The organism is Paenibacillus sp. FSL P4-0081 (genome assembly GCF_000758565.1).
Taxonomy (GTDB): domain Bacteria; phylum Bacillota; class Bacilli; order Paenibacillales; family Paenibacillaceae; genus Paenibacillus_AQ; species Paenibacillus_AQ phytohabitans.
The window spans coordinates 1,463,119-1,486,843 of sequence record NZ_CP009280.1; the positions used below are offsets into that span (position 1 = coordinate 1,463,119).

Annotated in this window: 17 protein-coding genes; 13 read left to right on the forward strand and 4 right to left on the reverse strand. The window is 54.5% G+C overall.

Annotated elements, in window-relative coordinates:
- Positions 1 to 293: 293 nt before the first annotated feature.
- The 9 genes from P40081_RS06275 to P40081_RS06315 all read left to right on the forward strand — a co-directional run bounded on the left by P40081_RS06275 (position 294) and on the right by P40081_RS06315 (position 10,796).
- Entirely contained in the window at positions 294 to 2,144 is a 1,851-nt protein-coding gene (locus P40081_RS06275; RefSeq protein ID WP_052421693.1) for a cache domain-containing sensor histidine kinase, read from the forward strand.
- 3 nt (positions 2,145 to 2,147) lie between these two features.
- Positions 2,148 to 3,344, forward strand: a complete 1,197-nt coding sequence (locus P40081_RS06280) for a response regulator (protein ID WP_042134155.1) — start codon at positions 2,148 to 2,150, stop codon at positions 3,342 to 3,344.
- A gap of 182 nt (positions 3,345 to 3,526) precedes the next feature.
- Complete coding sequence (locus P40081_RS06285) at positions 3,527 to 4,822, forward strand: ABC transporter substrate-binding protein (protein WP_042134157.1); 1,296 nt, start codon at positions 3,527 to 3,529, stop codon at positions 4,820 to 4,822.
- Positions 4,823 to 5,172: 350 nt separating this feature from the next.
- Positions 5,173 to 6,054 (forward strand): carbohydrate ABC transporter permease, encoded by an 882-nt coding sequence (locus tag P40081_RS06290; protein ID WP_039309670.1) that lies wholly within the window; start codon positions 5,173 to 5,175, stop codon positions 6,052 to 6,054.
- Positions 6,051 to 6,869 (forward strand): carbohydrate ABC transporter permease, encoded by an 819-nt coding sequence (locus P40081_RS06295; protein WP_042134160.1) that lies wholly within the window; start codon positions 6,051 to 6,053, stop codon positions 6,867 to 6,869. The genes P40081_RS06290 and P40081_RS06295 overlap by 4 nt, the downstream gene beginning before the upstream one ends.
- Before the next feature lie 93 nt (positions 6,870 to 6,962).
- A complete protein-coding gene (locus P40081_RS06300) occupies positions 6,963 to 7,679 on the forward strand; it encodes an N-acetylmannosamine-6-phosphate 2-epimerase (protein WP_042134161.1) in 717 nt (238 codons plus the stop codon).
- Entirely contained in the window at positions 7,676 to 8,575 is a 900-nt protein-coding gene (locus tag P40081_RS06305) for an ROK family protein (RefSeq protein ID WP_042134164.1), read from the forward strand. Before P40081_RS06300 ends, P40081_RS06305 begins: the two co-directional genes overlap by 4 nt.
- A gap of 8 nt (positions 8,576 to 8,583) precedes the next feature.
- Positions 8,584 to 9,276, forward strand: a complete 693-nt coding sequence (locus tag P40081_RS06310; RefSeq protein WP_042134166.1) for a copper homeostasis protein CutC — start codon at positions 8,584 to 8,586, stop codon at positions 9,274 to 9,276.
- 14 nt (positions 9,277 to 9,290) lie between these two features.
- A complete protein-coding gene (locus P40081_RS06315) occupies positions 9,291 to 10,796 on the forward strand; it encodes an alpha-L-fucosidase (protein WP_042134168.1) in 1,506 nt (501 codons plus the stop codon).
- An 803-nt stretch (positions 10,797 to 11,599) separates the two neighbouring features.
- On the opposite strand, the gene P40081_RS06320 is transcribed toward P40081_RS06315, so the two are convergent.
- Positions 11,600 to 13,312, reverse strand: a complete 1,713-nt coding sequence (locus tag P40081_RS06320) for a helix-turn-helix domain-containing protein (protein ID WP_231575296.1) — start codon at positions 13,310 to 13,312, stop codon at positions 11,600 to 11,602.
- 144 nt (positions 13,313 to 13,456) lie between these two features.
- Positions 13,457 to 14,464: an ABC transporter substrate-binding protein gene (locus P40081_RS06325; protein ID WP_042134170.1), complete on the reverse strand. Its 1,008-nt coding sequence runs from the start codon at positions 14,462 to 14,464 to the stop codon at positions 13,457 to 13,459.
- A gap of 442 nt (positions 14,465 to 14,906) precedes the next feature.
- Here P40081_RS06325 and P40081_RS06330 point away from each other — a divergent pair, with 442 nt between their 5' ends.
- From P40081_RS06330 to P40081_RS06340, 3 genes are all read left to right on the forward strand, one after another.
- Entirely contained in the window at positions 14,907 to 18,266 is a 3,360-nt protein-coding gene (locus P40081_RS06330; RefSeq protein WP_052421694.1) for an Ig-like domain-containing protein, read from the forward strand.
- A gap of 347 nt (positions 18,267 to 18,613) precedes the next feature.
- A complete protein-coding gene (locus P40081_RS06335) occupies positions 18,614 to 19,669 on the forward strand; it encodes an SPFH domain-containing protein (RefSeq protein ID WP_042134172.1) in 1,056 nt (351 codons plus the stop codon).
- A complete protein-coding gene (locus tag P40081_RS06340; protein WP_042134174.1) occupies positions 19,666 to 20,673 on the forward strand; it encodes a diacylglycerol kinase catalytic domain-containing protein in 1,008 nt (335 codons plus the stop codon). Before P40081_RS06335 ends, P40081_RS06340 begins: the two co-directional genes overlap by 4 nt.
- 119 nt (positions 20,674 to 20,792) lie before the next feature.
- On the opposite strand, the gene P40081_RS38920 is transcribed toward P40081_RS06340, so the two are convergent.
- The gene (locus tag P40081_RS38920; RefSeq protein WP_063779782.1) at positions 20,793 to 21,356 is read right to left on the reverse strand and encodes a hypothetical protein; all 564 of its coding nucleotides are present in this window, start codon (positions 21,354 to 21,356) and stop codon (positions 20,793 to 20,795) included.
- Positions 21,357 to 21,612: 256 nt separating this feature from the next.
- Here P40081_RS38920 and P40081_RS06350 point away from each other — a divergent pair, with 256 nt between their 5' ends.
- Positions 21,613 to 22,521: a L,D-transpeptidase family protein gene (locus tag P40081_RS06350; RefSeq protein WP_052421695.1), complete on the forward strand. Its 909-nt coding sequence runs from the start codon at positions 21,613 to 21,615 to the stop codon at positions 22,519 to 22,521.
- Positions 22,522 to 22,585: 64 nt separating this feature from the next.
- On the opposite strand, the gene P40081_RS06355 is transcribed toward P40081_RS06350, so the two are convergent.
- Positions 22,586 to 23,566: an N-acetylglucosamine kinase gene (locus tag P40081_RS06355; protein WP_042134177.1), complete on the reverse strand. Its 981-nt coding sequence runs from the start codon at positions 23,564 to 23,566 to the stop codon at positions 22,586 to 22,588.
- Positions 23,567 to 23,725 lie beyond the last annotated feature (159 nt).

Consider the following 23,725-nt stretch of genomic DNA (forward strand, 5'->3'; position numbering starts at 1 on the left):
TTAGCTGGACTGCTTCCGCTATAAGCTCAGCGCTAGGTTCCCGCACTCCCGCACGTCTCCGGTTAGCCATGACCAACCTTACGCTTGTGGCAGATAAACTAACAATGTTGAATTTAAACCAATTAAGTTGCGGCATATATATGTTAGATATAAATGCTTGTATATCAAGGGTTTGGCTATTCTGCCAAGTCTGGAGTGAGAGGATGTTAAATATTTACTCCGTTATTTTCCATGCAGCAGTCTGCAGAATCCTTTATACTGAATAAAATTTAACGGACCAGGAGGAGAGGCTGATGATGCGGCGGTGGAACAACTTAACATACCAGAGCAAGCTGATGCTCGCCTTCTTCATGCTTGGGATTATCCCGTCGATTGTGATCGGCACGATGGCATATTTCAAATCGGTCAGCACGCTGGAGTCGCGGGTGAACGCCGATCTCGGCGTCATTGCCGGACAGCTGAATGCGGCGATCCAGCGCCAGGTGGAGGATGTGGACCGTTTCAGTACTTTTCCTTATTTCACACCGGAAATCTTTCAAATATTGAACCAGCCTTACGTACCCCGCGACCAGTGGGGTTACCGCGAGATTGAAACCCAGCAGCAGTTCGCCAAGCTGCTCGTGACTTACCCTTCGATTTTCTCCACGATTCAGGGTCTGGTATTCTACAGCACCAAAGGCAATATCTACGGCTACAGGGTTAGTGACCGCTCCTCCATTAATGAAGCCGTAAGTCCGGTAGACGAGGAATGGTATAAGGAGACCCTCAAGCGAAGCGGAGGCGTATTCATCTCCGGGCTGCGGCTGGAGCGGCAGTTCAACAGTGCTCCGTTCCCCACAATTACCGCTTCCCGCGTGCTGCTTAATGATGATTTCACTCCGGCCGGAGTAGTAGCCGTGGATATCCGTCCTGACTTCATGGACAAGATTGTCCGCTCCTTCCAGCTGGAGAGCATGCATGTGATTGTGGCCGATGAGAAGGGGAAGCTGATCTATTCCACACAGACCGGAGACAACGAGCGGTTTCTCCGCGCAGCGGCAGAGAAGTCCTCGCACAGCGGGACAAGCCGCGGCCTGATCAATCTGCCCGATCTGGGCGGCGGGCTGGCAGCGGCGACCGGTGTATATGCGCACAGTGAGTATTTGGGCTGGACAAGCTATCTCATGATTGACCGGGAAGAACTGCTCGGCGACGCGAATGTGATCCGCAACTTTACCGTGGTGCTGGTGCTGATCTTCAGTGTGGCAGCCGCTGTCTTGTCGCTCTTGCTGGCCCGGAATCTGTCGAGGCCGATCCGCAGCCTGATCTCTTCCATGCGCGACGTAGAGCGGGGACTGTTCATCACTCCGGCGGCTCCGCCGGTCCAGGGCGAAATCGGCCAGCTGCATCTCAGCTATGTCACGATGGTGCGGCGGCTCGATGTGCTGGTCCAGTCGATTGAAGAGAAGGAGCGGCAGAAGCGGGAGGCCGAGCTGTATGCGCTTAGAGCGAGAATCGCTCCTCACTTCCTGTATAACACGATTAATTCCATCCGCATGCTGGCCGTGCTGCAGCAGTCGGAAGGCATCGCCCGGCTGCTGCAGTCACTGAACAAGCTGCTGCATGCCAATATGAAGCTGGACAGCGAGCTGGTGCCGCTGTCTGCGGAGCTGGAGCTGCTGCATCATTATGTGCGGCTGATGGAGCTGCGCTACACGAACCGCTTTAAGGTGGAGTGGCAGATTGAAGAGAATATCGGGCAGGCGATGGTCCCGCCGATGATTCTGCAGCCGCTGATGGAGAATGCGATCTTTCACGGCTCCTTCGATATCGAAGGCCCGCTGCTGATTGAGGTGGGTGCCCGGATAACAGGGAACGGCGGGGATGAGCTGCTGATCACCATCACGGACAACGGGCACGGTATACCGCAGGATGCACTGGAGGTGCTCAACGGCGAGAGAGAGCATGGCCCAGCCCCTGATGGGGACGGCAACGCGGGTTCAAGCATCGGTGTAGCCAACGTCCGTGACCGTATCCGGCTTAGGTTCGGACCGCCGTATACCTTGACGCTGAAGAGTGGTCCGGGCCAGGGAACCCGGGCAGAATTATATTTGCCTTATCAACCGGAAGACGGAGATACGTCCCGGCCGCGAATGGAGGAATGAAGCATGTGGAATTTGCTTGTAGTGGAGGATGAGACCATTGTGCGGCTGGGGCTGCGCTATATGCTGAATTGGGATGAGCTTGCCATTGCCTGGAAAGCCGAGGCTGCGAACGGGCATGAGGCGCTTAAGGTGCTGGCCCGGGAGGAGATTCACATTGTGATGACGGATATCCGCATGCCGGGCATGGATGGCCTGGAGCTGGCGCGCAGAATCAAGGAACAGTACCCCAGTGTGCAGATTATCTTCTTCAGCAGCTTTGAGGACTTTCCTTATGTAAAAGAAGCTGTCCGCATCGGAGTCGTTGATTATTTGCATAAGCCGACGATGGCGGCCGAGGAGATTGCAGCGGCGCTGCTCAAAGCAGCGGGGACCCTGGAGCAGCTTCATCAGGCGGCAGTGCCGCAGGTGCCGGGATACAGCGATAAGGACCGGGATCTATTCCTGCAGTCGATGCTTGAGACACAGGCCCCCCTGGAGAATTGGCTGGAGCAGTGGCAGCAGTATGGACTGGAGTCCCTGTATGGAGCGGGCTACCGGCTGGCTATTCTGCGCATGGCCGAGAACGAAGAAATTGAACCGCAGGCAGCGCTGGCCCGCTTTATGTCGTTCCGGTATTATCTGGAGGAATATACTTCCCGGGAATGGGGCGGGATATTGCTCAGCCGGGAGAACAAGGAGCTGGTCTGGCTGCTGCCGCAGAAGGCGTCCGTTGACGAAGCGGGAGCCGGTGCGATGCAGGGTTATCTGGATCAGCTGGAACAAGGGTTGTACAAAATGCTGGGCATCCGCATGGCGTATACCTGCAGCGGACTTCACCGGACAGCGGCGGAGCTGCCGGAGGCCTATAGAAGTGCGGCGGAGCGTGAGCCGGTGAGCGGCGGGAAGCTGAGCGGAATTATCCGGCTGGCAACGGCTTATATCGATGAGCATTTGCTGGAGGATGTGACGCTGGCGCGGACCGCAGAGGCGATTCATGTCAGCGTCAGCCATCTGAGCCGCCAGTTTCTTAAGGAGACCGGACAGCATTTCAATGAATATATGACCGCCAAAAAAATGCTCCTGGCCCGCAAGCTGCTGCGCGAGAGCAACCGGAAGGTGTACGAGGTGGCTGAGGAGCTGGGGTATGCCAACCCGCATTATTTCAGCAAGCTGTTTAAAGATGACACAGGTCTGACACCACTGGAATTCCGCAATCAGTGAGTAAAGAGCAAATATTTGACGGAAACCGCAATTCTCGTCTAGTTGGAGGATCAGTCATCCGGCAGAGCGGTCAAGATAAGCAATTAATAGCTATAAAGCAGCAGATCAACCTGGTAGTTAACCTGACACAAACAGAGTACGATTAACTCATGAAACAAACATAATGTCAGGGAGGCTAACACATGAGAAGAAAAGGCGGGTTCTGGTGGTTGTCGGTATTATGTCTTGGGTTGTTGGTCATTCTTGCAGGCTGCGGCAGTAATAATGCGGCATCAAACGGTAATTCCGGAGCGGCTGCTACAAGCGGTTCCGCTGCAGAAGGGGATGCTGAGAAAGAGCCGGTGGTGCTGAAGCTGACCACATGGAACCCGATCAGCCAGACGGTGGTTGATAAATTCCAGGAGAAATATCCCTACATCACGATAGAGCACGACAAAGTGTATGATCAATTCCGGGAAATCATCCGTACGCGGATTGTCTCCAAGTCCGATATGGACATGTTATGGCTGTTCCCGAATCAGGTGGCCGAATTCTCCAAAGAGAATGTCCTGATGGACATCTCCGGCAGCCCTTGGCTGGATAATTATCTTGAAGCTGCGGTGAAGCTGGGCACAGTGGACGGTAAAACCTACGGCGTTCCCTATAACAGCCAGCCGATCGTAATGTTCTATAATAAAACGCTGTTCGACCAGCTGGGGCTTGCGATTCCGACCAATTGGGAAGAGCTGATGGCGGTGAGCGAGACCATCAAAGCCAGCGGCACCGCACCAATGGTCATCGGAAGCAAGGACGGCTGGGCGACCCAGTTCATCACCACTTCACAGTTCGGACTGTATCAGCATGACAATGCAGACGTATTCCCGCAGCTGGCCAGCGGAGACAAAAAGTGGACCGATCCTGAGTTCACCGGCTACTTCGACGGCATGAAGGAGCTGGCGGATAAAGGTTATCTGCTGGAGAACTCCGTCGGCCTCAGCTATGACCAGGTGGCACAGGTATTCAAAGAAGGCAAAGCCGCTATGTGGCCGATGGGCGAATGGGGCTACAGCGAGAACTTTGATGCAGACTTCTCCGCCTTTGAACTCAGTGCCTTCCCGATTCCGGTCAACCGCGGCGATCAGCCGCTCGTAACGAATCTGGTGTCAGACAACCTGCTGGTTGGCGTATCCTGGAGCAAGCATCAGGAAGAAATCAAGCTGTTCATGGAATTCGTGGCCGAGCCGGAAATGGCTAAAATCTGGTCCGATGAAACGAAGCAGGCGGTAACGGTAAAAGGCGGCACGTCCGAAACCTACAGCCCGCTGGCCGCTTCCCTCCAGCCGCTGATTGACGCCAGCGAAGCCCAGATTTTCCCGAGCATGACCTCGTCCATCGAGCCGGTAATGTTCCCGATCTTCCAGCAGATTCTGCTGAAGCAGGGCGTGGACACCACCAAGCTGCTGGAACAAATGCAAACAGCTCAAGATAAGGACATATAGAACATATAAGACAAACAAAACTATAAAGATTGGGTTTGAAAAGTATACCTTTTAGGGAGAGTGGCGGAAGAGAAGTTTGGAACTGTAGGAGCGGTAGCGTCCGCCTTTATGTTTGGATTTCTACCGCGATCAGCGGTCCAAATCAGGAAATCCAAACATAACAGCGGCCGGAGGTCCAAACATTCTCTGCAGTCACGGCTGAACCTAAATGGGAGGAGTTTCAGGCACAATCTTTATAGAACACACACAACACAAGAGAATAAGCGAAAGCTCAGATCAAGGACAACTCTGTCTTTCGCTTAGGTTTCTTTTTTTTTACCCAAATTTGGGGTGAGGGATGGAGGCAGAAGATGAAATTCATGAATTTTCGCAATTACCTGCTGTTTATCGCGCCGGCGCTCCTGATCTACCTGCTGTTTTTTGCCGGACCGATCTTCAGCGGCTTGTACTACGGCTTCACCGACTGGAACGGCTTCTCATTCAAGGCCGACTGGGTCGGGCTGGAGAATTTCCGCGAAGCCTTCCGTGATCCGCTGCTCCTGACGGCGCTGAAGAATATGGCGATTCTCTCCGTTGTAGTCATCGTGCTGCAGCATAGCGCATCAATTCTGCTGGCCGTACTGCTCGACCAGAAGCTTAAGGGCATTGTGTGGATGCGGGCGATTATCTTTTTCCCGGTTATCCTGAACACCGTTGTAATCGGCTATGTGTGGAGCTACATGTATGCGCCGATGGTCGGATTTTTGCCGAAGTTTTTTGCCGCAGTCGGGCTGAATGGTCTGGCGCAGCTGGACTGGCTCGGTGATCCTTCCCTGGCAATCTACGCGATTGCACTCGTCATGGTCTGGCAGTACACAGGCTATTCGATGATGATCTACTTGGCTGGACTACAATCCGTTTCGGGTGAAATATATGAAGCCTCAAGCATTGACGGCGCAGGACCGTGGAACAAATTCTGGAAAGTTACACTGCCGCTGCTGATTCCTTCGGTCATTGTGAACACAGTGCTGTCGGTGATCGGCTGTATGAAAATGTTCGAGCATGTCTTCATCATGACGCAAGGCGGACCGGCCAATTCCACGCAGACATTCGGGATTATGATCTATCAATATGCCTTCAAAACCTCGCAAATGGGCTACGGCACCGCGATGGCGATGATCCTGTCCGTGATGATTCTGGTTGTAACCTTTGTGCAGATGAAGCTGCTCAGCCGTCTGGAGGTGGCGAATTGACGACTACATTACAGAAAACCTCTATTTACACCGTGCTGATTATCGCGCTCATTATTGTACTCGTTCCGATGGCGGTCATGATCTCGGTTTCGCTGCAGACACCGTCAACGATCAATCCGCTCAGCCTGCCCAAAGACCCGCAGTGGAGCAATTATACCGAAGCGTTCCGCACCGGCAATCTGCTGCCGTATTTCGGGAACAGCGTTCTGGTGCTGGTGATGACAACCGCTGCCGCCATCGGCGTCTCGGTGCTGGCCGCTTACGGTCTGCATCATGGCAAAAGATATAAATCGGACGCGATGTCGACCTTCTTCCTGATGGGGCTGATCCTTCCGGCCTTCTCCGGCACGATTCCGGCGTTCCTGGTGCTGCGGGAGATCCATCTGCTCAACACGCATGTCGGGCTGTCGCTGATCCAGATTGCTTCCGGGCTGGCCCTGCCGATCTTCCTCTATGTGAATTTCTTCAAGACCGTGCCAAGTGAAATTGAGGAGGCGGCGCTGGTGGACGGGTGCGGACCTTGGCGGACCTTCCTGAAAATTATTTTTCCGCTGACGCTGCCGATTACGGCGACCTGTATTATCGTGGTGGCGATCAACTCGTGGAATGACTTTTTCAATCCGCTGGTCTATCTGTCTTCGCCGGATATGCGTACGCTGCCCGTGGGCCTCATGGCCTTCAAAAGCCAATACAACACCAACTGGCCGCAGATGTTCGCCGGTGCTGCACTTGTGGCCCTGCCGATCATCATTCTCTACCTGTTCGTCCAGCGCTTCATTATTAAAGGTCTGGTGGGCGGGGCGGTTAAGGGCTAGGAGGCTGGATGGCTAAGGTGCAAGAATGAGAGAATGTTAAGAGGGCAGCCGTGTGATACGCGAAAATGATATGCAGGGAGGGTGAGCGAGGTTATGGGAAAAGGTTCAGGGAGTCTCATTCCCTATCAGGGTCTGGTCGTATCCTGCCAGGCGCTGGAGGACGAGCCGCTGTTCGGAAGCCATCATATGGTGGCGATGGCGATGGCGGCGAAGGAAGCGGGGGCGGCCGGTATCCGTGCCGGAGGGCTGGCGGATATCCGGGCGATTAAGGATGCCGCCGGCTTGCCGTTGATCGGACTGGTCAAAATACAGCATGAAGGCAGTGAGGTCTACATTACGCCGACGCTTGAGGATGCACTTGCCGTCTATGCGGCCGGGGCCGATATTGTGGCCATCGATGGTACCGGACGGCTCCGGCCGGACGGGCGCACGTTGGAGGCGACCCTTGCCGCGCTGAAGACTGCGGGGATACCGGTGATGGCCGATATTTCGACCTTCGAAGAAGGGGTGCAGGCGGCCGGATGGGGCGCGGATTACATCTCGACTACGCTATGCGGTTATACCGCAGAGACGCTGGGAACTCCGCTGCCGAATCTGGATCTGCTGGAACGGCTGTCCGCTGTCCTGGAGGTGCCGGTAGTCGCCGAAGGCGGGATATCCGAGCCGGCGCAGGCGGCTGCGGCGCTGGAGCTGGGTGCGGACTTCGTCGTCGTGGGCTCGGCGATTACCCGTCCGCAGTGGATAGCCGCCCGTTATGTGAAGGCGATGAAAGAGAAGGCGGGCGGCGCAACAACGGAGGCCGAAGGATGAGCCGCTATTATATCGGGGCCGATATCGGCGGAACCGGAATAAAGGCGGCAGTGGTGGACGGGCAAGGGGAGATTGTTGCCCGCCGCAGTACCGCTACGCCTGTGAACGAGGGGGCAGCAGGGATTCTCGCTGCGCTGAAGAAGATTATTGCAGAGCTTGTGTGCTGCGGATACGGGCTCGGCGGCATTGGCATAGGCACCGCCGGGCGGGTAGAACCGGCTGAAGGCGTAGTCCTCTATGCGACGGAGAATTTGCCGGGCTGGACCGGCATGCGCCTGGCGGAAGCAGTGGAGGAGGAGTTCCCGCTGCCTGTGTCGGTTGGCAACGATGCCAATGCAGCCGCTCTTGGCGAAGGCTGGCGCGGGGCGGCTGCGGGGCTGGAGCATTATGTAATGCTGACGCTGGGTACAGGTGTCGGCGGAGCTGTTATTCATAATGCTGAGGCTATCTCAGGCAGACAGGGCGGGGCCGGGGAGATCGGGCACATGGTGCTCCATCCCGGAGGAATTCCCTGCAGCTGCGGGCAGCGGGGCTGCGCCGAGCATTATCTGTCCGGCAAGGCGCTCAGCCGGCTGGCCGCAGAAGCGGCGGAGGGCTGGGACGGCCGCAGACTGCTGGCAGAATTCGCCGCAGGCAGCGCCACAGCGGCTGCACCCATGAAGAGATATATGCACGACCTGAGCCTGGCCGTGCATAATATCCAGTCTTTCATGGACCCGGAGGCGATTATTCTTGGCGGCGGAGTCGCGGAATCCCATGCCTTATGGTGGGATGCCTGGATGAGCGGGCTTGCCGCCGTGTCACCGCTGTCCATTAAGGTGCTTCCTGCCGAGCTTGGCAATGATGCCGGAATGATCGGCGCGGCACGGATGATTATGAACAAGGAAGGGAAGTAGAGTGAACTATGCTGTTAGAGGTTATAGCCACGACAGTAAGTGATGCAGTTACCGCTGAACGTTATGGAGCGGACCGGTTAGAGCTGATTACCGGAATCCGTGAAGGCGGATTAACACCCAGCCTTGGGCTGATTGAAGCGGTGCGGGAGGCAGTCAGCATTCCCGTAAGAGTAATGGTACGGCCGCATGCGCGTTCCTTCCGGTATGACCCATCAGACGCGGAAACGATGCTGCGCGATATCCGGCATATTGCCGGAGTGGGCGGATTGTCCCTGGTCACGGGCATGCTCCGCAGTGACGGGACCGTGGACGAAGAATTGCTGGTCCGGCTGCTTGATGCTGCGGCCGGGATGGAGGTAACGTATCACCGGGCTTTTGATGAGGTGCGGGATCAGCTTGAGGCGCTTGAAGTCTTGAAGCGGTATCCGCAGATTACGGATATATTGACCTCCGGCGGCAGCGATAAGGCTACTTCCGCTGAGGGTATGGCGAGGATTGCCGTATTGGAACGGCTGTCCGCCGGTTCTTCGCTCTCCATCCTTGCAGGCAGCGGCTTGAATGCTGCAGGCCTGAAGGATTTCATCTCCCGGACGGCTGTCCGCCGGGTGCATTTCGGTTCGGCTGTCCGGGAGGACGGCGATCCGCTGAGGCCGGTTGACCCCGGGCGGCTGGAAGCCGTCCGCAAGATTCTCAAACCATAGAAGAGGTGAGTTCCTTGTCAAAACCATCGCTGCATGAGCTGCGCAGACAGAAGAAGCTGGAGATCAAGGATACTGTAGAGAACGGCCCGTTTAGAGCTGAGTGGAAGTCTCTGGAGGAGTACTCCGTTCCCCGCTGGTACGAGGATGCGAAGTTTGGGATTTTCATTCATTGGGGTGTGTATTCTGTTCCCGCCTTCGGGACAGAGTGGTATGCGCGCAATATGTACAGGGAAGGCACAGAGGTGTATGAGCATCATCTGAAGACCTATGGCCCGCCGGACACATTCGGCTATAAGGATTTCATTCCCCAGTTCACGGCGGAGAAATTCGATGCCGAGGAGTGGGCTGCCCTGTTCAAGCGCGCCGGTGCCGCGTTCGTAGTGCCGGTTGCCGAGCATCATGACGGCTTCGCCATGTATGACTGCCCTTATTCGGAGTGGACCGCTGCCAGGATGGGTCCGCGCAGAGACATTATCGGCGAGCTTGGCGCAGCCGTGCGGCGGCATTATATGACCTTCGGCGTCTCCAGCCACCGTGCGGAGAATTGGTGGTACTACAACGGAGGCCGCGAGCTGCCTTCAGATGTGCAGGACCCGAAATACGCGGAATTGTACGGTCCGGCGCAGCCTTGCTACGGTGATCCGGCGTATCCGCTGCCGATTCTGCCGCCGAATGAGGAGTTTCTGGACGACTGGCTGGTCCGCACCTGCGACCTGATCGACCGTTACGGCCCGCAGCTGGTCTATTTCGACTGGTGGATCGAGCAGCCGGTCTTCAAGCCTTATCTGCAAAAGCTCGCCGCCTACTATTACAACAAGGCTGCCGAATGGGGCCAGGGGGCAGTCATAAACTATAAATTTGATGCTTTTGCCGAAGGAACCGCCGTCTATGATATGGAGCGGGGCCAGCTGGCCGATATTAATCCGGAGGTCTGGCAGACCTGCACCTCGGTAGGTGAAACCGCCTGGTGCCATATTGCCGACCACAAATATAAGACCTCGGGAGTTATACTCGGCGACCTGGTCGATATAGTCAGCAAAAACGGCGTCATGCTGCTGAATGTCGGGCCGCGTGCGGACGGGACCATTCCTGAAGAAGAGCAGCAGCTGCTGCTGGAGGTAGGGGACTGGCTGGCGGTAAACGGGGAAGCGATCTACGGAACGCGGCCCTGGAAGGTATATGGCGAAGGGCCGACCCAGATCGTCAGCGGAACATTTAACGATACGAAGCGCAGCCCGTTCACCCCGCAGGATATCCGCTTCACCGCCAGAGGCGGGGAGCTGCTCTATGCGGCGGTTATGGGCTGGCCCGAGGGCGGAACGACAGTGATCGAGACCTTGGGCATCCGCTCCAAGCAGCTTGCCGGAGAGATTCTGCAGGTGGAGCTGCTGGGCTGGAAGGGGGAGCTGAAATGGAGCCGGGCCGGAGAAGGCCTGATTGTAGAACTGCCCTCTGACATGCGCAGCCGGGGCATTCTGGTATTGAAGATCAAGTATTCTACTCCTGAAGCGGCGAAATAGACATTTGAGCTGTAAAGGAGCGGGCGCAGGAGTTACGGGACTGCTCCGGGTGAATCCGGCAAGCTTCATATTCCGGCCAAGTTGCATATTCTGGGCAAGCTCCGGGTCGCCGGCATGTTTCGAACAAATTCCAAACCAGCTGCAAACCGGTCCAAACCAGCTCCAAACCAGCTGCAACAAGCTCCAAACTGGCTCCAAGCCACTCCGGACTAACCTCACAGCCGGCTGATCGTATTTTGTACAACAGAATCGGGGTTTTAAGGGTCTGCAAAGGCATTCTAATGTATTTACTGCAACAGAATTTAGGGATCGTCCCTAATTGTGGCTGAAAGGAAGAAATCTATTGTACGAACTCTGCCGAGGTACGAATTCAGGCGATCTAGGGCAGCTCCTGGTGTAGCGTCAGATTTATTTAGTGAAAACCATTTTGGTAAATCGCTTGCTAATGGCCTGAGATGATCCGATTACGGTATATGCCTAGGTGTGTGCGGTAAGCGATATGCATAAGTGCACTTTGTACAACTAAATCGTCTGATATACACCCAATTATCCGTTTAGTTGTATTTCGTGCAATTAAATAGCTGTTTGTAGATTGTTTTCACTCATTTGGGTAATTTTAGTTGTACAGATTGCACTTATATGAGGCAAGCCTCTCTTTTCGCTGTTTTTAATTGCACATTATACAACTATCACTGAATTTCCATTTGGAACGGAATACAGCAGTTACTGCATTGTTAAATGGACTCACTTCTTTAGTTCTGATATTGTACCAGGTTCCAGTCACTCTGAATTCCCGAACCCGCCTACCCGCCCGCTCCCCCCAGCAGCCTGGGCAGCAGGGTCAGCAGCCGCTCGCGGGTCAGGGCATCGCCGGAATTCCATTTGGCGCCGTCGAGCATATAGACGCGGCCCTCCTGTACGGCGGGCAGGCTGTTCCACAGCGGCGTCAGCAGCAGCTGCTCCATGGCTTCCCGCGAGTCTTCGCGCTCCGGGATGAGCATGAAGACGCGGTCCCCCGCGTAGCTGTGCAGCTTCGCCGGATCAACCTCGCCGAAGCCAAGCCCCTGGTCCAGCAGGCCCTTAATCTCTGCCGTCGGCTGCAGGCCGCCGGGAGCATACAGGGCCGTGGACAGTCCGGTCATCGCCATAGCGAACAGGCGGTTGCCATGGTCGTAGACCAGCGCGGAGGCGGTTTCTCCCGGCTGGAGCCCCTCTGCGTACAGACGCTGCCACATGGCAGCGTTTTTGGCGTGGTAGGCCTCCAGCCAGGCTTCCGCTTCGCGCTGCCTGCCGAGCCACCCGCCAAGTATCCGCAGCCGATGCTCAAGCGGCGCGAACGAATCGAAGGTGAGGGTCGGGGCGATACCGGAGACGCGCGTATAGGCGCGCTCGTCCGAATTCGCGATAATAATCAGGTCAGGGCTGATCAGCCGGGTCAGCTGCGGGTCCAGCGGGAAGCCGACATTGGCCAGATTCTTGACCCGGTGCTTATAGACGCTGTTCCGGGCAAAGGCCTCATCGCCTCCGGCAGGCTTGACTCCCAGCGCCAGCAAATCTCCCAGTGTCTCCCCGTGGTAGACAATCCGCTTCGGCCGCTCCGGAATTTCCACTTCATGCCCCGTCCAATCCTTGACGGTAACTTTGCGCTGCTGGGCCTGGGCATACTGCCCGGGCGTGACTCCCGTCTTCTGCCGGAAGCGGCGGCTGAAGTAATATTCATCGGAGAAGCCGACCAGCCGGGCGATTTCGCGCAACGGCTCGGCCGATTCCAGCAGATAGTTCTTGGAGTGCCCGATGCGCAGATCGGTCAGATAATCGAGCGGCCGCTTGCCGGTCAGCTTCTGGAAGATTGGGGTGTATTGCCAGGGAGAGACCTGTGCCAGCTCCGCAAGCTGCTTCACCGTAATGCTCTCCATATAATGATCCTGCAGGAATTGGATCGTACTCTCCACGGATTGCGCGGGACTGGGCAGCTGGCGGGTGGAGTAATTATGTTCAAACAGCAGGAGCAGCAGCTCCTGGAACTGCAGCTGCTGTCTGAAATACTGGAGCTCGTCCCCGCTGCCCTGGTTCGCAAGCAGCTCTTCCGCGAGCCGGATCACCCGGGTGAAAGGGTGGACGATTAGTTCTTTCCGGCCCGGCAGCAATTCAGCTGTATGGGAAGCAGGGGAATCTCCAGCCGTAATAGCGGCAAAGGATATCAAATAATAGTATAGTGTCATTTCCGCGTTATCCGTACTGTAGGAAGTTCCGGGGGACAGCAGACAACACTTGTCTGCATGTACTGAAAGGGCCGGCTGCTCCCCGATACAGAGTTCACCGCGGCCTCCGGTAAAGATCAGAAGTGTATGCTGACCGGCAGTCTGCACAGCGGACACAGTGTCGGCACTCTGGATTACCAGCTCAATGCCCTTCAGCTGAAACAGCAGGGAGCGGAGCGGAACTGCCGGCAGGGCCGGAGCCGCTGCAAGTGCGGGGGCAGGGGGGAGTCCCGGGTTCAGGGCATTCTGTCTCAAGGCTCGGCACTCCTTTCAGGGGATCAATTGATGTACATACTGAGAACGATTATCAATAAACCTCATTGTATATAAAATAAAGCAGCTTATCAACATTAGTTGATAAGCTGCTTTTAATATTCGTCCTGTCTGCATGCGTAATCGTTACTTATTCAGCATTGCGGGGATTTCGCCCAGCAGCCATTCTCTGGTGGCGGCATCACTGGAGGTTTTCATGATGTCCTGCGTGTAGACATAGCCGTTCTTAACGGCCGGCAGGCTTTTCCAGACTGCACTTTCCAGCAGCTTGTCGGTCGATGCTTTGGCTTCGTCAGCTACCGGCGTCAGAAGGAAAATACGGTCCCCTGCGTATTCCTGGATAACCTCCATCGAAATCTCCTGGAAGCCCATGTCGGCGTCAAGCACCTTTTGGATCGCCGGAGTAGGCTTGAATCCGTTCTCTCCATACAGTACCTGTGACAGGCCGGTTGTAGCCATTACAAACAGTCTGTCGCCCGGATAGTAAGTGAAGACTGCGGCGGTTTCGCCTTCCTTCATGCCTGAAGCTCTAAGCTGGGCCCACATGGCGTCTTCCTGCGTCTGGTACTGGGCCAGCCAGGCTTCTGCTTCTGTTGTTTTGCCCAGGATACCGCCGATTTCCTGCATCCGTTCCTTCAGCGGGGCGAAGGTATCGAAGATAATGGTTGGAGCGATTTTGGACAAGGCATCGAAATCAGCCTCTTCAATTCCGGCATAGATGATCAGATCCGGCTGAAGCTCAAGCGTCTTCTCCAGGTTGATCGGGAAGCCGACATCTTCTACCCCGGTCAGCTTGTCCTTGAACACCTGGCCTTCAGCCATGGAGAGCGGATAGCCGATGGCCTGTACGCCCAGGGCAATCAGATCGCCGTAAGTTTCCCCGGAGTAGATGATCCGCTGCGGGTTCACAGGAATCTCAACCGTATGGCCTTTGTAATCGGTGTAAGAGCGTGTTGTAGCTGCCGGTTCTGCAGTAGCTTCTGCGGTTGGAGCGGCGGTTGCAGCGGTATTGCCGGCAGCAGTGTTAGCCGCAGCGTTGCCTTCATCATTCTTGGTGCTGCTGCAGGCGAGCAGTAAGGTGCTCATCAGGAAGATGATGCACAGGATTGCGAAAGGTTGTCTTGCCTTGTTCATTGTAAGTATGCCTCCCATGTGTATATCGATTACCAATAATGATAATCATTCTCGTTGAAATGATCATAGATGATAACCATCCGTTACTCAATGGACAAAACGCAAAGCTGGAATTTAGTTTGTGCAAAGAAGAATCGAGTTTGTGCAAAGGTGATTAGAGTTTGTGCAAAACCGGATATCCGCTGTGAATTTTCAGGTTTTAAAAAACGAATGAGGCTATTCAGACTACATTCAGTTTGGGTTGTTATGATGCATTCAGCCTATCTCTTGAGCAGGGTGTATTTAGAGGTGTTCTTTTTCTGCGGATTGTGTAAATACATAGATAAATAACTGATTTATTATCGTTGTTATAAGAAAAAAGTTAAGTCTTTAGTACCTGAATTAAAAGCCGGGATATGTCGATAAGAGATTCAAATCATAATTCACCAAGGAGGATAACAGATTGAAGAAAAACAGCTTTTTCCGGTTTTTGCTGATGGCATTGCCGCTGCTTCTGGTATTGACTAACGGGGGATTGGCGCTGGCAGCCACCACGGTAACGGTCTCCAAAATTGTGCTGAATGTAAGTGAACTTACGCTTGCGGTGGAAGAGACTTCGGCTCTAACAGCTACTGCGGTCTATTCCGACAGCGCCTCAGGCGACGTGACGGTTAACAGTGACTGGTCCAGTGATAAGCCGGCGGTAGCCACCGTATATAACGGGATTGTGACGGCCAAGGCGGAAGGGACAGCCACGATTGTTGTGGTATTTACATATAGTGACGGCACGAAGTTCTCCCAGGCCGCAACGGTTACTGTAACCAAGAAGGTTAAAGCGCTGACGCAGAATGTCCAGAGCCTGGATCTCCGCAAAGCCGAATCGGGCAGCATTATTCTGACCGCAACGTATTCGGATAATACAACGGACGCCACGGTGGCGAACAAGGCAGTCTGGAGCACAAGCGATGCTGCGGTAGCTACCATGGTGAACGGTACAGTCAAAGGGATCTCCTCCGGGACAGCCACAATCACAGGCGTATATGGCAAAAAAACCATCACCGTCACAGCGAATGTAGAGGTAGCCAAGCGGATCGAAGCGGATCAGCCCGAGCTTGCGCTTTTGCTGAAAGACAGCTCTGCTGTTAAGCTTACAGCTACTTTCCAGGATGGCACGCAGGAGAATGTAACGTCCCTGGCCGCCTGGTCCTCCAGTGATGAAGCGGTTGCCGATGTCCTTAAGGGCGTCATTACCGGCTACAAGCAGGGAACGGCAGTTATCACCGCCAAATACGGCACCAAGACTACCACAGTAGAGGTAACGGTTGACCAGACCAGCAAGCTGGTTGTGGATGATCAGAGTGTTTTTCTGAAGACGGAAGAAGCTCAGCAGCTTAAACTCACCGCCGTCTACCCCGATGGGACGACCAAAGATGTGACCGGCACCGCAGTCTGGAGCTCGAGCGATTCCAGTATCGCTTATGTATACAAAGGCAAGGTTTACGGCTATACAGCCGGAACGGCGACGATTACAGCAGCCTATGGCGATAAGTCTGTACAGGTGGATGTGGATGTTGCGGTGGCCCGGTATCTGGATCTGAGCGAAGAACAGCTTGGCCTGAAGACAAGCTCCACCCATGCGCTTACCCTGACGGCGACCTATGCCGATGGCAGCACCGAGGATGTCACTTCTAAGGCGGCATGGAGTTCGAGTGATGAGCTTGTGGCTTTTGTCAAAAAAGGATCCCTCACTACTTATAAATTGGCTGGAACCGCAACAATCTCTGCCGTCTATGGCACACTTGAAACGTCGACGGAGGTGGAAGTTGGAGCCGTAAGTAAACTGGTAGCCAGCGATGATAATGTATTCCTGCAGATCAGCGGGACGAAGCAGCTTGTGCTGACTGCCGTAGCAGGCGACGGGTCCTCATCGGATATTACAAGCAGTGCGGTATGGACCACAAGCGATAAGAGCATCGCTCTGGTCAGCAAAGGCCTGATCACCGGTTATTCCGTAGGTACGGCGACCCTTACAGGAACTTATAATGGAGCGGCGGCCACGGTTACCGTTGATGTGGGAACAGCAAGACATCTGGCCTTAAGTGAAACCAGTCTGAATCTTGCGGTGGATGCTGCTAAGGTGCTTGTGCTCAAGGCGACTTTTGCGGACGGTACGGTAACAGATGTAACCAGCAAGGCAACCTGGACCTCCAGTGATGAAGCTGTGGCTTATGTGGATAAAGGAAGTATTACAACCTACGCAGAAGGCAATGTGACGATAACGGCGGTCTATGGCGGGAAGACAGTCACTGCAACAGCTGCTGTAGGTAAAAGCAATAAGCTCAGCGTCGATAACGACAGCCTGAACCTGCGCCTGAACGGAACTCATCAGCTTGTGCTGACCGCCCTGGATGCAAGCGGCACCCCAAGCACGGTGACAGACAGCGCAGTCTGGACCACCGCTGACGAGAATATCGCTATCGTGAACAAAGGTCTGGTTACAGGCTACAAGTCCGGCAAAACTACAATTACCGCCGTTTATGGCGGCAAAACCCTCACCATTGCGGTGAGTGTCGAAACAGCTGCGCGCCTGAATCTTACGGTCAGCAAGCTGAACCTCGCCAAGGACCAGAGCAAAGCGGTAACGGCTATGGCCAGTTATGAAGACGGAACGTCACAGGATGTCACAGAGAATGCAGTGTGGAGTACGGATAATGCGGATGTAGCTGACGTTAGCAAAGGAACCATTACCGCCTATGCCACAGGCAGTGCTGTAATTACGGCCTCTTACGGCGGCAAGACGGCAACGGTCAAAATCACGGCAGGCACACCGGACAAACTGGCGCTGCAGGCCAAGACCATTGAACTGAAGGAAGACGAGACTTATCAGGCCGAGGCTACCGGCAGTTACAGTGATGGCAGCGACAAGACGATCACCAGTGATGTGGAGTGGAGCTCCAGCGATGAGAAGATTGCCGAGGTTAAGGACGGTCTGATTACCGGCCTCTCTGCAGGAACAGCGGTGATTACCGCCAAAATAGGTACGGAGAAGGCGGCCATTACCGTGAATGTGGGCCTTGTGGATGAGCTGGCTGCCAATGTGAGCCTGATTACGATGTCTGCCGGAGACAAGGAGCAGATTACACTGACTGCCACGGATTCCGCAGGTGTAGAGAGTGATGTAACGGCTGATGCAGACTGGAGCTCGGCCAAGACTACAATCGCTACGGTCAAGAAAGGTCTTGTAACCGGAGTGCTGAAGGGCAAAACGGCGATCACCGCCTCCTATGGAGGGCAGAAAGTGACGGTCAACATTGAAGTGGATCAGATCACTGTCATCGAAGCATCGGTGACCAACCTGGCGATGAAATCCGGCGATACGGCCAAAATCGCAGTAAGCATCACTTATAGCGATGGCAAAACGAAGGATGTGACGGACAAGGCGGAGTGGAAAAGCGGAAGCTATAAGATCGTCACAGTTACCGGAGGCTCGGTCAAGGCAGTGGCTTACGGCAAATCCTATGTGACGGCCAAATACGGCGGCAAAACCGTCAAAGTCCCCGTAACCGTTGATGTGCTGAAATATCTCGAGGTCAGCCAGATGAATCTTACGCTGAGTGCAGGCCAGTCTGTGCAGCTGGCGGCAACGGCTACTTTTGAGGACGGCAGTGAATCGGATGTATCCAAGACAGCAGTCTGGACTTCCACCAAGGAGCTTGTAGCTACCGGCAAAAACGGCCTGATTAAGGCCAACAGTAAAGGTACTGCGAGCATATCCGTGAAATACGGCGGCAAAACCGTGAAGATAAAGGTCACTGTAAAGTAACTTACTTACACCAAAGCAAGAGAGGGGCGCAAAGGAGGGGGATTTTGGAACTGGAGGAGCGGTAGCGTCCGCCTTTGTCTACGGATTTCAACCGCTACTGCGGTAAGGATCAAGAAATCTGTAGACAACAGCGGCCGGAAGTCCAAATATTCAACGTAGTTGCGTTTGACTCTCTTGCATTCCACCGCCTCATTTTCCATTTTGGAGAGTGAGGTGTTTTTTTGCGGATTTTTGTTATTGACATATTGATAATATCATCAAAGTCTGCTAAGATGTTGTTAATAACAAATTAATAATAACATTTCGTTAATATCAATCACTAAAATAAACAACAGGAGGTAATGACCATGTTCGGATTCCGCTTCGTAAAGTTCCAGCCCAGTGAATATGTCCTTAAGGTGAAGAACGGTAAGGTAGTGCAGGAAGGTGTAGGACTTTCTTTCCATTATTACGCGCCTACGACCTCGGTTGTAGTGGTGCCGGTCTCTTCGATTGATGTACCGTTCATGTTCGAGGAAATTACGGCTGATTATCAGACGGTGACCGTGCAGGGGCAGCTGACCTACCGGATCGTGGATTACCGCAAGACTACACAGATTCTTAACTATACGTATAATCTGCGGAAGAATTCCTACCTCTCCGATGATCCGCACAAGCTGGCCCAGCGGGTGATCAATATCGCCAAGGTGCTGACCAAGAAGCAGCTCGGGCAGCTGCCGCTGAAGGAAGCCATTCAGTCGAGTGAACGTCTGGCTAAGACAATTACGCTCGAAATCGGACAGAGTGCGGAGATAGAGAAGCTGGGCATCGAGCTGATGGGGCTGTCCATTCTGGCAATCGTGCCGAATAAGGAAACGCTGCGCGCGCTGGAGGCGCAGGCCCGCGAAGAGATTCTCCGCAGCGCCGACGATGCGCTCTATGAACGGCGCAATGCCTCGATTCAGCAGGAGCGGCGGGTGAAGGAGAATGAGCTGAATACGGAGATCGCCGTGGAGACGAAGAAGCGGCAGATCCGCGAAACCCAGCTCGATGCCGAACGCTCGGTGAAGCAGAAGCAGAATGAGATGAAGGAAGAGCAGCTCAGCTTCGATACTGCGCTGGAGGAGAAGAAGCAGGAGCTGATTGAATTGACAGTGGCGAATCAGAGAGCGGAAGCGGATGCCAAGGCCTACGAGTTATCGGCGGTGATGAATTCGCTCCAGGGCGTAGCACCTGGTGTACTTCAGGCACTGACGAATGTAGGCATGAATCCGGATAAGCTGATTGCCATCGCGTTCCAGGAGCTGGCTGAGAATGCCGGGAAGATCGGGCAGCTCAATATTACCCCGGATCTTTTGCAGGGAATTATGGCCGGGTCGCCGGGTAACGGAGCGGGTGCGGCAAGAGGAGGCAACGGACGATGAGCAGCCCGGTATCCGAGAACAAGATTATTCTGATCAAGCGCAAGACGCGCCTGGAAGAACTGGTGGTCCGCTACAATACGATCCAGCAGGCCCAGTTCTATATTGAACGGCTGGGGGCCGATTTCAGCGATTATCTGAGCGAGGACTTCACTTACCGCAAGGCGGTAGAGGCTGCTGTAACCGAGCTGAGCGCGGTAGGACGGCTGCAGCTTCTGGACCGGCAGCATGTGCCTAACTTTATATTTGGAGAGCGGGATACAGTAGTTGTGCTGGGGCAGGACGGTCTGGTTGCCAATACGCTGAAATACCTGCGGGAGCAGCCGCTGATCGGTGTAAATCCCGACCCGCAGCGCTGGGATGGTGTGCTGCTGCCCTTCACGGTTAAGGACCTGCGGCAGCTGGTGCCGGAGGTGCTCCGCAGCCAGCGGCAGGTACGCGAGGTTACCCTTGCCAGGGCAGAGCTGAATGACGGCCAGAGCCTGTACGGTGTCAACGATCTGTTCATCGGCCGCCGGACCCATGTCTCGGCCCGTTATCAGCTTGAACTGAACGGCACACTGGAGCAGCAGTCCTCCAGCGGGATTATTGTCTCTACCGGCATGGGCTCCACCGGCTGGCTCAAAAGCGTTCTCGCCGGAGCAGCGGGAATTGTCAGCCAGGCGGCGCAATGGCAGGCAGCGGAACAGGTGACGGTAACGGCGGGCTTGGAAGCACATGCGTCTGTACATGGGGGCAGACCGCAGGAAAACGGGGCGGCGCTCAAGCTGGCCTGGGATCATCCGGAGCTCTACTTTACGGTACGGGAGCCTTTTCCCAGCCGGACGACTTCGGCTGGTCTGGTATTCGGCAGGATCAACAGCCGTATGCCGCTGCGAATTACTTCGCAGATGCCGGAGGACGGGGTAATCTTCAGTGATGGAGTCGAGAGCGACTACCTGGAATTCAACTCCGGCGTAGAGGCGACGATTGGCCTCGCGGAGAAGAGGGGACGGCTGGTAGTCTAACATGCATATGTATGAATGCCCAGGCGCGAAGTGCAGATGCAAAGAAGGGGTTCTCCGCAGTGCCGCTGGTACGGCCTGAGAGACCCCCTTTTGTCTTGAACCGCGTAGTCCGGCTTATATTACTGCTGGAAGCTGCGTCCCTGATTCATCGGTGAACCGTAGGAATGGTTAGTCTGCATGGGTGTATGCAGCGGCTGCGGGTTAAAAGAAGAGTTAATTGAAGAGTTAATTGGGCTATGCAGTGAATTTACCGGCTGGCTATTGGAAGTGAAGGACGGGCTGAAGGAAGAATTATATCCTCCGGAGCCTGTGCTGAAGCTTTGATTTCCAGAGTTACCAGTACTGAAGCTTGGGATTCCTGTATTAAAGCCCTGTTGTTCGGTATTGAATCTTTGAATACCGCCTGTATTGTAGCCGGCAGTCTGCGGAATCTGCTCCAGCTGTCTGATTAACTGTGAGACCTGCTGCAGCTGCTGCATAGCGGTCTGATGGCCCTGTAATGCCTGCTGAATCATCTGAATGGCCTTATTGCTGTGCTGGCTGAGCTCCTGCAATTTGGCGGCATGCTCCTGCTCCTGCTGCAGAAGCTGCTGATAATTCTGCGTGCCCTGCTGGGTCTGTGTCATCAGCTGCTGGATGATTTGCTCGCTTTGGCTGATCTGGCTGGAATGGTTTGAATTCAAAGTAAATGGCCTCCTTGGCGGGTGCTGTAATGGTCATGCGGGCTTATTATCTCTGGCGGAGGCACTTAATATTCATCCTCATGAAACCGCACGCGAAGCACCGCTTGAACGGTTACAATTGTGCAAACTCTGCTTCAAATCCGCAGGGACGAGTTGATAAGAATAGGTACAAGCTGCTGTGCAACTAATGCGGCAGACTGACGTCTATGTAGAAAAGAGTTTCCAGTATCACCCATAACCTGGAGGTGGGGCAACCATGAATCTGCGTGAGCGTATCAGCCTGACTACAACTTATGTTCCAAGGAGCATCAAGCTTATGCTTGTGTTCGCAGTGCTGTTCACAGCATGCTTCACAGGATCAGCCGCAGCAGCGTCATCATCATCCTCAGATCTGATTATTGTGAACAAAAAGACGAATAAGCTGGCCTATTTCAGCGCCGGTAAGCTGGAGAAGGTTTTTCCGGTCGCCACCGGCAAGACCAAGAGCCTGACGCCTGAAGGCAGCTTCAAAATTGTGGTCAAAATCAAGAACAGACCCTATTACAAAGAAAAGATTCCCGGAGGCGATCCGGCCAATCCGCTGGGCGACCGCTGGCTGGGGCTGGAAGTGAACGATACCTACGGCACGACTTATGCCATTCATGGCAACAATAATGAAGCCTCCATCGGTAAATATGTCAGCGCCGGATGCATCCGGATGCATAATGAGGATATCCACTGGCTGTATCCAAGGGTAGCCAATAACACTCCCGTGATCATTACTACTTCAGGACTTGATATGGCAAGCATCGCAGTGAAGAGCGGCTATTCCACCGGGCCGACAATGATTGCGGGCGTCTTTATCATCAATGGAGAAAAGCTGGAGGTTAAGGATTCTTTCCTGCTGGAGAATTCACGGGTATTCGTTCCGCTCCGAGAATCGGTTGCCCTGCTGGGGGGAACCTTGAAGCAGGAAGCGGGAACCGGAGCGCTTATCATTACTATAGGTGAGCATATCGCGGTCCATCAACCGCTTAGCGAAACAGCGAAGGTGAACGGCAAAACGGTGGCCATGCTGGCCTCGCGGACTGTAAACGGGCGATTGTATATTCCCTTAGGCAGCTTGACGCCGCTCTTTGGCCTTCCCGTCATATGGAACGCCAAAGAGGCGGCTGTGGAGCTGTGATGCGCCTATACTAGAAGCTGCCAGATGAAGGTCTATCCGTAGCAATCACGCGCTGCGTATATGCTCACTGAGGCAGCTTGCTGCTATGCTGCAGCCGGCTGATTATATTTTCGGTGACCGGCTGGCCTAATTGCTCCAATGCATATAGGATAGCCCCTGCTTCGGGCGGGAGCTGTGGCGTTACCACCTTATACTGTTTGTTGGCCCCGTTCTTCAGTAAACTGCGTAATTCCGATTGAAAATACCTGCTGTTTGCCACACTGCCGATGAAGGCTACCGGGACGGTCTGCTGCGCAAAAGAAGAAGCCAGCAGACCGATGCCCGTCTTAATCTGCTCTGCAGCCCTGCCGCATACCCGGACGGCGGTGGAGCTTCCCTGCTCCGCTTCTTCCGTAACTATAGGAGCAAATTCTCCAAAGCGTCTGTCCCGGGCTTTCCGGTCATCGTCAAACCCTTCACTTGCAAGCATATATAGTTCAGAGGCTGCAGCAACGTTCCAGTGCGCAAGCATCCGGGCGACAAGCAGCTCATCGCTTGAATCTGTGTGACCGGCCAGCACTTCAAAGACGGTATCATATGAGAGGAGCCGGGCGGCACTTGCGGCATAATGATGGAAATCATAATTGCGTAAATAACGTCCGTCTTCATTAATGGCAATAATGATGGAGCCAGTTCCCGAGATGACAATAATGCCGGGCTGCGCAAGCAGTGCTCCGTAATGGGCGATAAGCGCGTCATTGACGTGCCACCTCGGACAAGTCAGCTCCGGAACCCCGGTGAGTGGCAATATCCAGTTCAAATCCTCCGGCGAGTCATATCCGGCAACCCCGGCAGCCATGCCGATGACCCTGCCGGGCTCGATGCCGCCGCTTTCCAGCGCTTCTATAATCGCTGACCTCACGTTATGCTGAGCGGCAGAGTCCCGGTATGCGGAAGCGCTTCCCTTTTTGCAATAGGCTAGTACATTTCCCTCAATATCGGCGGCTATAACCCGCGTATGAGTTCCTCCTCCATCGATTCCAATTACAACATCTGTTCGCTGCATTCCGGACACCTCTTCACGTTCTTTTCTACAGAATACTATAATCACTCCAGCGTTGGATATAACACAGGCAGATACTGCGAGGGGATAATACTCCTTCACGGCAGCAGCTATACCGGGAGCTTGCTGTTGCTGAAGCAGGATTAACAGGGTAAATATAGA

What these genes read in the sequence shown, in the direction of transcription:
- P40081_RS06275 (WP_052421693.1), top strand. Translation starts at nt 294, where the DNA reads ATGATGCGGCGGTGGAACAACTTAACATACCAGAGCAAGCTGATGCTC.
- P40081_RS06280 (WP_042134155.1), top strand. Translation starts at nt 2,148, where the DNA reads ATGTGGAATTTGCTTGTAGTGGAGGATGAGACCATTGTGCGGCTGGGG.
- P40081_RS06285 (WP_042134157.1), top strand. Translation starts at nt 3,527, where the DNA reads ATGAGAAGAAAAGGCGGGTTCTGGTGGTTGTCGGTATTATGTCTTGGG.
- P40081_RS06290 (WP_039309670.1), top strand. Translation starts at nt 5,173, where the DNA reads ATGAAATTCATGAATTTTCGCAATTACCTGCTGTTTATCGCGCCGGCG.
- P40081_RS06300 (WP_042134161.1), top strand. Translation starts at nt 6,963, where the DNA reads ATGGGAAAAGGTTCAGGGAGTCTCATTCCCTATCAGGGTCTGGTCGTA.
- P40081_RS06305 (WP_042134164.1), top strand. Translation starts at nt 7,676, where the DNA reads ATGAGCCGCTATTATATCGGGGCCGATATCGGCGGAACCGGAATAAAG.
- P40081_RS06310 (WP_042134166.1), top strand. Translation starts at nt 8,584, where the DNA reads ATGCTGTTAGAGGTTATAGCCACGACAGTAAGTGATGCAGTTACCGCT.
- P40081_RS06325 (WP_042134170.1), bottom strand. Translation starts at nt 14,464, where the DNA reads ATGAACAAGGCAAGACAACCTTTCGCAATCCTGTGCATCATCTTCCTG.
- P40081_RS06335 (WP_042134172.1), top strand. Translation starts at nt 18,614, where the DNA reads ATGTTCGGATTCCGCTTCGTAAAGTTCCAGCCCAGTGAATATGTCCTT.
- P40081_RS06340 (WP_042134174.1), top strand. Translation starts at nt 19,666, where the DNA reads ATGAGCAGCCCGGTATCCGAGAACAAGATTATTCTGATCAAGCGCAAG.
- P40081_RS06350 (WP_052421695.1), top strand. Translation starts at nt 21,613, where the DNA reads ATGAATCTGCGTGAGCGTATCAGCCTGACTACAACTTATGTTCCAAGG.
- P40081_RS06355 (WP_042134177.1), bottom strand. Translation starts at nt 23,566, where the DNA reads ATGCAGCGAACAGATGTTGTAATTGGAATCGATGGAGGAGGAACTCAT.